This window comes from Psychrobacter sp., assembly GCF_036731945.1.
Lineage (GTDB): Bacteria > Pseudomonadota > Gammaproteobacteria > Pseudomonadales > Moraxellaceae > Psychrobacter.
On record NZ_DAINDI010000054.1, the window covers coordinates 12,703 to 21,347 of the forward strand.

Consider the following 8,645-nt stretch of genomic DNA (forward strand, 5'->3'; position numbering starts at 1 on the left):
ACTTTGTTGCCTTCAACTTTTACTTCTGACGCAAAAGTACCCTGACCGATACCCATCAATGCTGCTAGCATCTGACCGGTTTGGTTGTTGTCGTCATCGATGGCTTGTTTGCCCAATAGGATAATATCCGTAGACTCAGATTCAGCGATATTCTTAAGGATTTTAGCAACTTGTAGTGGATAAGGTTTTTCGTCAGATACGACCAAAATCCCACGGTCAGCACCCAAGGCTAAAGCTGCACGGATTTGCTCTTGTGATTCTTTTGGACCGATTGAGGCGACGATGACTTCATCAATCACGCCCGCTTCTTTTAGACGAACGGCTTCTTCAACAGCAATTTCATCAAAAGGGTTGATTGACATTTTAGTGTTAGATAAATCTACGCCCGAATTATCAGCTTTTACACGAACTTTTACGTTGTAATCAATGACACGCTTGACCGCTACTAATGCTTTCATACGTTCCTCGTTTATTAATGTTATGAATTAAAAATTACCAATTAAGAACCAAAGGTTCATTCTTTTCAAACTGTAGTACAAATTGTCGTTCAAAATACTACTAAAGGTTTTTACCACATTAACATAGATTTAAACATAAATATGTATAAGCCGCCCACCCAAAATATCGCAGCATCATATTTATTATTCGCTAGTCGTGATTTATTATTGGTATTTACTTTTATAAGTATTTACCAATAATAAAAATATACCAGCAAACGCTTAAATCCTGCTAAAGCTAAGCCAACCGTTATTATCAGACCCGTCTATCTTGCGTGAGCACAGGGCTAAGGTCAAGACAACGCCGTGAATAATGCGTCATAAATTTGTCACCATTGTTGCAAAAACTGTCTATAGGTGCCTAAATAGAGAGTTAATTTGCTCGAATACGCTAACTCGACCGTCCTTTATAACAGAGACAGCTTTGTAATTACTGCTTACTTTACTATGATTTCATCTTCCCACTTTTTATTGTCTAGGCATATTATCAGATTTACTCTTAGAGTTAATTAGCAAATGGCTGTCACGAATGTCGTCGAACAGCGACCAGTCAGGCGCGGTACTATCCTGCTTAATAACACTCATATCGCCAGTCGTTTCCATAATAACAGCGAATACTTCGCTTTTTGATTTTAATCCGTTCTTACGCAATACTTCTTGCACGTCATTTTTGGTCAGATTGGCTTCTTTTAAATTATCGCAAAAATACTCTCCGTGCGCCATTAAGATAATTGCTTGATTATCAATCATTGATTTTAGAGGCTTAGACTTACGCCTGATGACAGAGATGGTACCTTGAATAAGAAACAATACCGCAACGGCGACTAAGCCTTGCGCCAAAGATGGGCTGTCAGATAAGATGGTTGACGCCAGTATGCTACCGATAGCAACAGTCATGGCAAAATCATAGCTTGAAAGCTTGGAAAAACTGCGTAGCCCCATCAACCGCGTAAACAAAATCAGTCCCAAGTATAATCCAAGCGCCGATAGTGAAATACCGAGCACTTGCGGCCATTCAATCGCAAACCATTTTTCCCACTGCATACACTCGCCTTTTTTATTTGGTATTAATGCCTAAAAACTTTTTTAAACTAATCCTCTATTAAGATAACAGCGTTATTGTCAAAAATAAATAATCACGCTTTGTCCAAACTTACAGAATTTAAGTCATTTTCTTAAAAAAATATCATAAAAAAAGCAACCTGATGAATGGTTGCTTTTTTTTAACGTCTAAACAGTATTTTTATTGTTTTAACAAACAAAGGAATCAATACTTATCGATCATCTTTATGGTATCAAGCTGGCTGATAAATCAGTTCACTCAATAATCACTAAGATTAGATAGCTTCGATTTGCTCAGCTTGTGGGCCTTTTTTGCCATCACCTAAGATGAAAGGCACTTTTTGGCCTTCGGCTAGAGTTTTGAAACCGTTACCTTGGATAGCGCTGTAGTGAGCGAATACGTCTTGTCCGCCATTGTCTTGAGCGATAAAACCAAAACCTTTAGCTTCATTAAACCACTTTACAGTGCCTTCAACTTTCTCTGACATAAATTTTCCTAACTCTTTAACTGTTGGCGAGACGTGTGTCATCACCGATTAATTGATATATACTCAAGTATTTTTTGCTAGATGCATCGGCTTAAACCCTTGATTTATCTAGAAGATAACCTAAAGCTCTTGCCTAAAATCCTACGAGTACAAGCTGATTATAGCAGCTTTTCTAAAGTGCAACAGGTTAAATTATTTTTTTTTGTAAAAAACCGCGGCCTTCTGTCAGCTCTATCATTAAATAACTATTTATTATTTAAATAGTTGATTTTAATAATTATTTTATAGTATCTAAGCTAAAACAATTGATTTACGATGCTCTTAATAGCACAACAACCAAAAATATCATCTAAACGCTAAAACATGGTTATGCAGGTAACGGCAACCATGGTGATAATAAAACTAGTAGACACAAGGCAAAAAATATCAAAGAAAACGACTGGCTATAGGCGATATATTTAGCTGGCACCACCAAATCCTTCGGTGAGTCTGGTATGCCTTTGCGTTTGAGCAGACGCGTGCCATATATCCAGCCGTAGATGGTATAGATGCTATAAGCGACTGGCACGGCAATAGCCAACGGCGCCAAATCAATGACGTACAACGCCAGAGTAGAGACAAAGAACCAAGCGGTATCAAGTAAAGAGCTGATGCGAAAGAACTTAGATTGCGGCAGCTTACCTTGGTTGCGCTTGAGCATCTCGCCTTCTATCCAAATCAATACTGCTACTACAGCGCTCAGAGTAATATAGATAAATTGCGGCGTTAGCCAGTTAGGACTTGGTATTTGCACAACAGACAACCTGTAATCAAGAAAAAATAAGAATAAAAAATCAAGCGCTCAGATCATTCTTTAGCGTTTGGTTTTAGTATTTTTTAAATAAAATAAGCAAGTCTGCTTATATGAGGCAGTAATAATGAGTTTTCAACCAGGAGCAAACGATTACGGTGGCAACTTTCTCTAGATTATTGAATTGCCAGCCATTAAAAAAACCCGTGTCATCAAGTGATAACACGGGCTTTGATTTCTAAATGAGCAATTAATTATCTAATCGCTCACTAGCCAATTAGTTTTTGTCTTTATCGATGATTTTGTTGCCACCGATCCAAGGCATCATGCCGCGCAATTTCGCACCAGTCACTTCGATTTGGTGCTCAGCGTTGTTACGACGACGGGCAGTCATTGAAGGATAGTTGGTCGCGCCTTCACTGATGAACATTTTTGCGTATTCGCCAGATTGGATGCGTTTTAGCGCATTGCGCATGGCTTCACGTGATTGCTCGTTGATCACTTCTGGACCAGTCACATATTCGCCGTATTCAGCGTTGTTACTGATTGAATAGTTCATATCAGCGATACCGCCTTCATACATGAGGTCAACGATAAGCTTTAGCTCATGTAAGCACTCAAAGTAAGCCATTTCAGGAGCGTAGCCGGCTTCTGTTAGGGTTTCAAAGCCCATTTTTACCAGCTCAACCGCGCCGCCGCAAAGTACCGCTTGCTCACCAAATAAGTCAGTTTCAGTCTCATCTTTAAAGGTCGTTTCGATGATGCCTGAACGACCACCACCAACACCAGCAGCATAAGACAAGGCTAACTGCTTAGCTTGACCAGACGCATCTTGATAGATAGCGATCAAATCTGGAATACCGCCACCTTTGGTAAATTCTGAACGTACGGTATGACCTGGTGCTTTAGGCGCCACCATAATAACGTCAAGGTCGCTACGTGGCTCAACTTGGTTGTAATGAATGGCAAAACCATGCGCGAAAGCAAGGGTTGCACCTTCTTTGATGTTTGGTTCAATCACATCGCTATAAAGCTGTTTTTGGAACTCATCAGGGGTCAAAATCATTACGACGTCAGCCGCTTTTACCGCTTCTTCTACTTCAGCAACTTTTAAACCCGCGTTTTCCGCTTTTTTCCATGAGCTAGAGTTGGCGCGTAGACCAACGGTGACATCGACGTCTGAGTCTTGTAAATTCAACGCGTGTGCATGGCCTTGTGAACCGTAACCAATAATGGCAACTTTTTTGCCTTGGATGATTGATAGGTCACAGTCTTTGTCATAATAAACGTTCATAAATAGAGTCCTTTTCCTAAAACATGGCTGGCCATGGATAATAAGCGCTCCTGCTCTAACCGAAACTCTAAAGTGTTGGCTAAAATGAGCGCGCTGTTGATAATAAATTAAGATTTTTAATAACGATTATAAAGTTATAAGCTTAGGGTTTTTTCACCGCGTGCAATACCAATCACACCCGAACGCACCACTTCCATAATGCGCTCGCGACCAATCACATCGATAAAGCCGTCAAGCTTGGCTTTATCACCAACGATTTGAATGGTGTATAGGTTAGAATTGACATCAACGATTTGAGCGCGGAAAATATCAGCACTGCGTTTAATCTCTTCACGTACACCGCCCGACGCTCGTACTTTAATAAGCATCAGCTCGCGCTCGACGTGCACATTGTCTGTTAGATTGAGCACTTTAACCACTTCAATCAATTTATGCAATTGCTTGGTGATTTGCTCGATTCTTTCAGGCGAGGTAATGGTGGTGACCGTCAGACGTGAGATGCTTGGATCATCCGTAGGGGCGACGTTTAGCGTCTCGATGTTATAGCCGCGTTGGGAGAACAAGCCGACTAACCGCGACAACGAACCCGCTTCGTTTTCCATCAATACCGAAATCAGATGTTGTTGTTGCATTAGGTACGCTCCCCTTTTGTTAACCACATATCACGCATCGCTTGCCCCGCGACTTGCATCGGATAAACATGCTCATTACGATCGACATAAACGTCGATAAATACCAATTTGTCGGTCATGGCCATGGCTTCAGCCAATTGTGCTTCCATAGTCGCAGGATCGGTAATCTTAATACCGACATGACCATAGCTTTCGGCCAATTTGACAAAGTCTGGTAGTGAGTTCATATAAGACTGCGCATGACGGCCTTCATACAGCATATCTTGCCACTGCTTAACCATGCCCAACTGTGCATTGTTTAGGTTCAAAATCTTGACTGGCAAGTCATACTGTAAGCAGGTTGATAGCTCTTGAATATTCATCTGAATAGAGCCTTCACCGGTAATACACACTACGTCGCGCTCAGGATTGGCAAGTTTTGCCGCCATCGCATAAGGCAAACCCACACCCATGGTGCCCAAACCGCCGGAGTTCAACCATTGACCAGGCTCATTATAAGTATAGTAAAGGGCAGCAAACATCTGATGCTGACCGACGTCACTGGTGACAATAGCGTTACTATTGGTCACTTTATCTAAAGCTTGCACCACCGCTTGTGGCTTAATACCATTGTCAGTACTGGTGTCATAACGTAGCCCATGACGCTTACGCCATTCATTAATCTGTGACCACCAATCTAATAAGGCATGTTGCTCAAGCTCTTTATCATCACCGATGATTTCTAACATATCGGTCAAGACCGCTTTAACATCGCCGACGATTGGAATATGGGCATTAATGGTTTTTGAAATAGATGCTGGATCAATATCTATATGAATAATCGTCGCATTCGGACAGAATTTTTTGACATTATTGGTCACTCGGTCATCAAAACGTGCACCGATTGCCAAGATGACATCAGCATGATGCATACTCATATTGGCTTCATAGGTGCCATGCATCCCAAGCATGCCTAAGAATTGCTCATCAGAACCTGGAAAAGTACCCAATCCCATTAAGGTATTGGTAACTGGCAAGTTTAAGCGATGCGCAAGTTCCCTCAGCTCTTTGCTCGCTTTACTCCAAATGACCCCGCCGCCTGCATAAATAACAGGACGCTGCGCCGATAATAAGGTTTCAACCGCTTTTTTAATTTGACCGCTATGACCTTTTAGTGACGGCTGATACGAGCGTATAAACACGTCTTTTGGATAAGCATAAGCAAATTTTTCACTTGGCGCTGTCATATCTTTTGGCACGTCAATAACTACCGGACCTGGGCGACCCGACTGAGCGATATGAAAGGCTTTTTTGACAATCATAGGGATTTCGCTAGCGTGGCGCACTTGGAAGCTATGCTTGACGATAGGACGCGATACACCAACCATGTCAGTTTCTTGGAAGGCATCTTCACCAATTAGGCTGCTAGGCACCTGACCTGAAATAACCACCATCGGCACAGAATCCATAAAGGCGGTGGCGATTGCCGTCACGGTATTGGTCGCACCTGGACCTGAGGTCGCGAGCACCACACCTGTCTGACCGGTCACGCGTGAATAAGCATCTGCCATGTGGCCGGCTGCTTGTTCATGACGCACTAAAATGTGCTCAATATTTTCTTGTTGAAACAAGGCATCATAGATATGTAGAACGGCGCCGCCTGGATAACCAAAAATATATTTGACCCCTTCGTCGGTCAGTGCTTGCACCAACATTTCAGCGCCAGATAACATCACAGGCTGCTCGCTACCTTCTGCAAGGCGTTGTTGCTTTTCTTCAAAATTTTTGGCGGCATTACCCGTTTGGGTATGTCCAGTCATATTTGGACTTTGCGTGGTTTGCGTCACTGTCATCACCTTTTTTTGTGGTAAGAATGGTCGCTCATTTATAAGAGAAAACACCGTTTGTACAAGGTTGTTCGTCTTTCTTATAAAGAAGACTTGGAATTCTTATCCATATCAAGAATGTGTGCCCACTATATCCAAGTAATACTGTTATATAGAACAGCATCGCACTCAAACACAGCAATATATGTAGGGTCAGCTTTGTGGCAGGATTTTATCGACAGACAGTGACAAGATGCGAATGCATCTATAAAAGAGGCTTATTATTTTGAGAATACCAAGTTACGACAGTGATAAATAAATAGAGGCAGGATATAAAACAACTCCCAATAATATTGACACGCTATAGGATCGCTAAATCGTATAACTTATTTAATGAGTTGTTGTTAAAACTATACATTGCGCCCTATTGTTTATTACAGCCAAGTCTTACTAACCACAGTAATAATAAGTTTATCTTAGTCATTGTAGACAGATAAGTCCGGAGACAATAAATATAGAATCTGATAATCATTGCGATAATGACCATCTACTTTATATTTTTGTCACAAAGAAAATAAAACTAAGCAAGCTACTGATAAGCAACCCGTAGTCCTTATTTTCAAGTGCCACGGCAATTTTATAAAAGCCGCTCACTGACCAATCAACTGCTATCATATTCGATGGTTTAAGCACCTTTGTCAAGAAAAACTTCTAAACCCTATCCCTAACTATTAGTTATTAAATAATGTACATTTATAAGTATTATTTGCTAAAATCAAACGCTAGTGTATTTATATTGTTATCGAGACGATTAAATATTATCCTTAGCTGATATATACAGCCGTTTTTTACCTACTAAGAGGATTGTCACTATGGCAATTGTTACCATGGCATCTGCGTCTACCCTAAATACCGCTACTAAACTGCTGATGAGTCTCAGCGCGGCGTGTATGCTCATGCTGCCAATCAATGCTAGCCATGCCGTTCAGGTTTATAAGTCTATCGGCGCGCATGGTGAGGTGAAGTACAGCCAACACGCACCGCAAAATGGTAGAAACATTGAAGTGATAGAGTTTCGTAGTGACGGCAGACAAAATAATGCAGGGCAATTGGCAGGTAAAACCGAAGCCAATCAAGCGGCCCCGCAAAGTGCTGAAGAACAGCGTGTGGCTCAACTAGAGGCGCGCATTAAAGAACAAGAAGCACAGGCCAATGCTCAGCGTTGCCAGTCATTACGCAATAATCTGACCAACCTAAATGTTGGTGGCCGCATCTACGAGATGGATGCCAATGGTAAACGTCAATATTTAGATGGTCGTGAAATTGAGCTAAAACGCGAGCGTGTACAGCAAGCCATCAATCAATATTGTAATGGTACCTAAACTCGGTCTTCATATACCTTTGAATAATACCATCACTGCTCTATTCAACGTTAGTCGTTGATACTGATGACTGATGATTCAGTCAGTTATCAGGTGCATAATATGGCGAATAGCAACGGGCATATCCTGTGATTGTAAGCCTCGTTGGCCGATCAATAATGAGCGAGTATTATAAGCATGGCTAAGACTTTCAAAATTTTCTGCCTGCCCCGCTAAGCAGTCGCCTGCCAGAGCATGAAGCAGAACCGCTTGGTGCAAACTACGCGCTTCTTCGGTTAAATCCTTTTGCGCTAACAGACCTGCAATGACGCCAGATAACACATCACCCATGCCAGCGCTTGCCATCCCTGCATTGCCGACGCCACAAACGTAAATTTGTCCTTTCCCTGCTTCGTTCTCCAAAACTAGCGACCCTGCCCCTTTTAGCACCCAATCTCCGCCATAGATTTTGGCGCACTGTTTTATTGTGGCTAACCTATCCCCTTCTACTTCACTGACCTCTTTATTCAACAATCTTGCCGCTTCACCACTATGCGGTGTTAGGCAAACTTGATGTTTAGTACTATGCGCTTTTAGCTGTGTAACCAGTTTATGCTCGCCAGCCTGTAATGTTGCCAAATGATATAGGCCATCGGCATCAATCACTATTGGCTTGCTGTTTTCTACCGCCGTTTGGATATAATTTATAAATAACG

General features: G+C 41.8%; 9 protein-coding genes. 1 reads left to right on the forward strand and 8 read right to left on the reverse strand.

Going from position 1 to position 8,645, the window contains the following annotated elements:
- The 7 genes from V7D75_RS10915 to V7D75_RS10945 all read right to left on the reverse strand — a co-directional run.
- Positions 1-458, reverse strand: a 458-nt coding sequence (locus V7D75_RS10915) for an electron transfer flavoprotein subunit beta/FixA family protein (protein ID WP_333614577.1), incomplete at its 3' end; no start/stop codon positions are given.
- 507 nt (positions 459-965) lie between these two features.
- On the reverse strand, positions 966-1,541 hold the full coding sequence (locus V7D75_RS10920; RefSeq protein WP_333614578.1) for a DUF421 domain-containing protein: 576 nt from the start codon (positions 1,539-1,541) through the stop codon (positions 966-968).
- 293 nt (positions 1,542-1,834) lie between these two features.
- Positions 1,835-2,047, reverse strand: coding sequence for a cold-shock protein (locus V7D75_RS10925; RefSeq protein ID WP_333614579.1), 213 nt, complete (start codon positions 2,045-2,047; stop codon positions 1,835-1,837).
- A gap of 367 nt (positions 2,048-2,414) precedes the next feature.
- On the reverse strand, positions 2,415-2,840 hold the full coding sequence (locus V7D75_RS10930) for a hypothetical protein (protein ID WP_068408418.1): 426 nt from the start codon (positions 2,838-2,840) through the stop codon (positions 2,415-2,417).
- Positions 2,841-3,114: 274 nt separating this feature from the next.
- On the reverse strand, positions 3,115-4,131 hold the full coding sequence (ilvC, locus tag V7D75_RS10935; RefSeq protein ID WP_068408420.1) for a ketol-acid reductoisomerase: 1,017 nt from the start codon (positions 4,129-4,131) through the stop codon (positions 3,115-3,117).
- Between the two features lie 134 nt (positions 4,132-4,265).
- The gene (gene ilvN, locus V7D75_RS10940) at positions 4,266-4,763 is read right to left on the reverse strand and encodes an acetolactate synthase small subunit (protein ID WP_068408422.1); all 498 of its coding nucleotides are present in this window, start codon (positions 4,761-4,763) and stop codon (positions 4,266-4,268) included.
- Positions 4,763-6,475, reverse strand: coding sequence for an acetolactate synthase 3 large subunit (locus V7D75_RS10945; RefSeq protein WP_333614583.1), 1,713 nt, complete (start codon positions 6,473-6,475; stop codon positions 4,763-4,765). Before V7D75_RS10945 ends, ilvN begins: the two co-directional genes overlap by 1 nt.
- 965 nt (positions 6,476-7,440) lie before the next feature.
- Here V7D75_RS10945 and V7D75_RS10950 point away from each other — a divergent pair.
- Positions 7,441-7,950 carry a DUF4124 domain-containing protein gene (locus V7D75_RS10950; RefSeq protein WP_333614580.1) on the forward strand — a complete coding sequence of 170 codons (510 nt, stop codon included), beginning with the start codon at positions 7,441-7,443 and terminating at the stop codon, positions 7,948-7,950.
- A 78-nt stretch (positions 7,951-8,028) separates the two neighbouring features.
- Here the strand turns inward: V7D75_RS10950 and V7D75_RS10955 are convergent.
- Positions 8,029-8,645: ADP-dependent NAD(P)H-hydrate dehydratase (locus V7D75_RS10955; protein WP_333614581.1), on the reverse strand; the 617-nt coding region annotated here is incomplete at its 5' end.

Excerpts from the sequence above, each read along its gene's own strand:
- V7D75_RS10945 (WP_333614583.1), bottom strand. The coding sequence starts at position 6,475 with ATGTTATCTGGCGCTGAAATGTTGGTGCAAGCACTGACCGACGAAGGG.
- V7D75_RS10920 (WP_333614578.1), bottom strand. The coding sequence starts at position 1,541 with ATGCAGTGGGAAAAATGGTTTGCGATTGAATGGCCGCAAGTGCTCGGT.
- ilvC (WP_068408420.1), bottom strand. The coding sequence starts at position 4,131 with ATGAACGTTTATTATGACAAAGACTGTGACCTATCAATCATCCAAGGC.
- V7D75_RS10925 (WP_333614579.1), bottom strand. The coding sequence starts at position 2,047 with ATGTCAGAGAAAGTTGAAGGCACTGTAAAGTGGTTTAATGAAGCTAAA.
- V7D75_RS10950 (WP_333614580.1), top strand. The coding sequence starts at position 7,441 with ATGGCAATTGTTACCATGGCATCTGCGTCTACCCTAAATACCGCTACT.
- ilvN (WP_068408422.1), bottom strand. The coding sequence starts at position 4,763 with ATGCAACAACAACATCTGATTTCGGTATTGATGGAAAACGAAGCGGGT.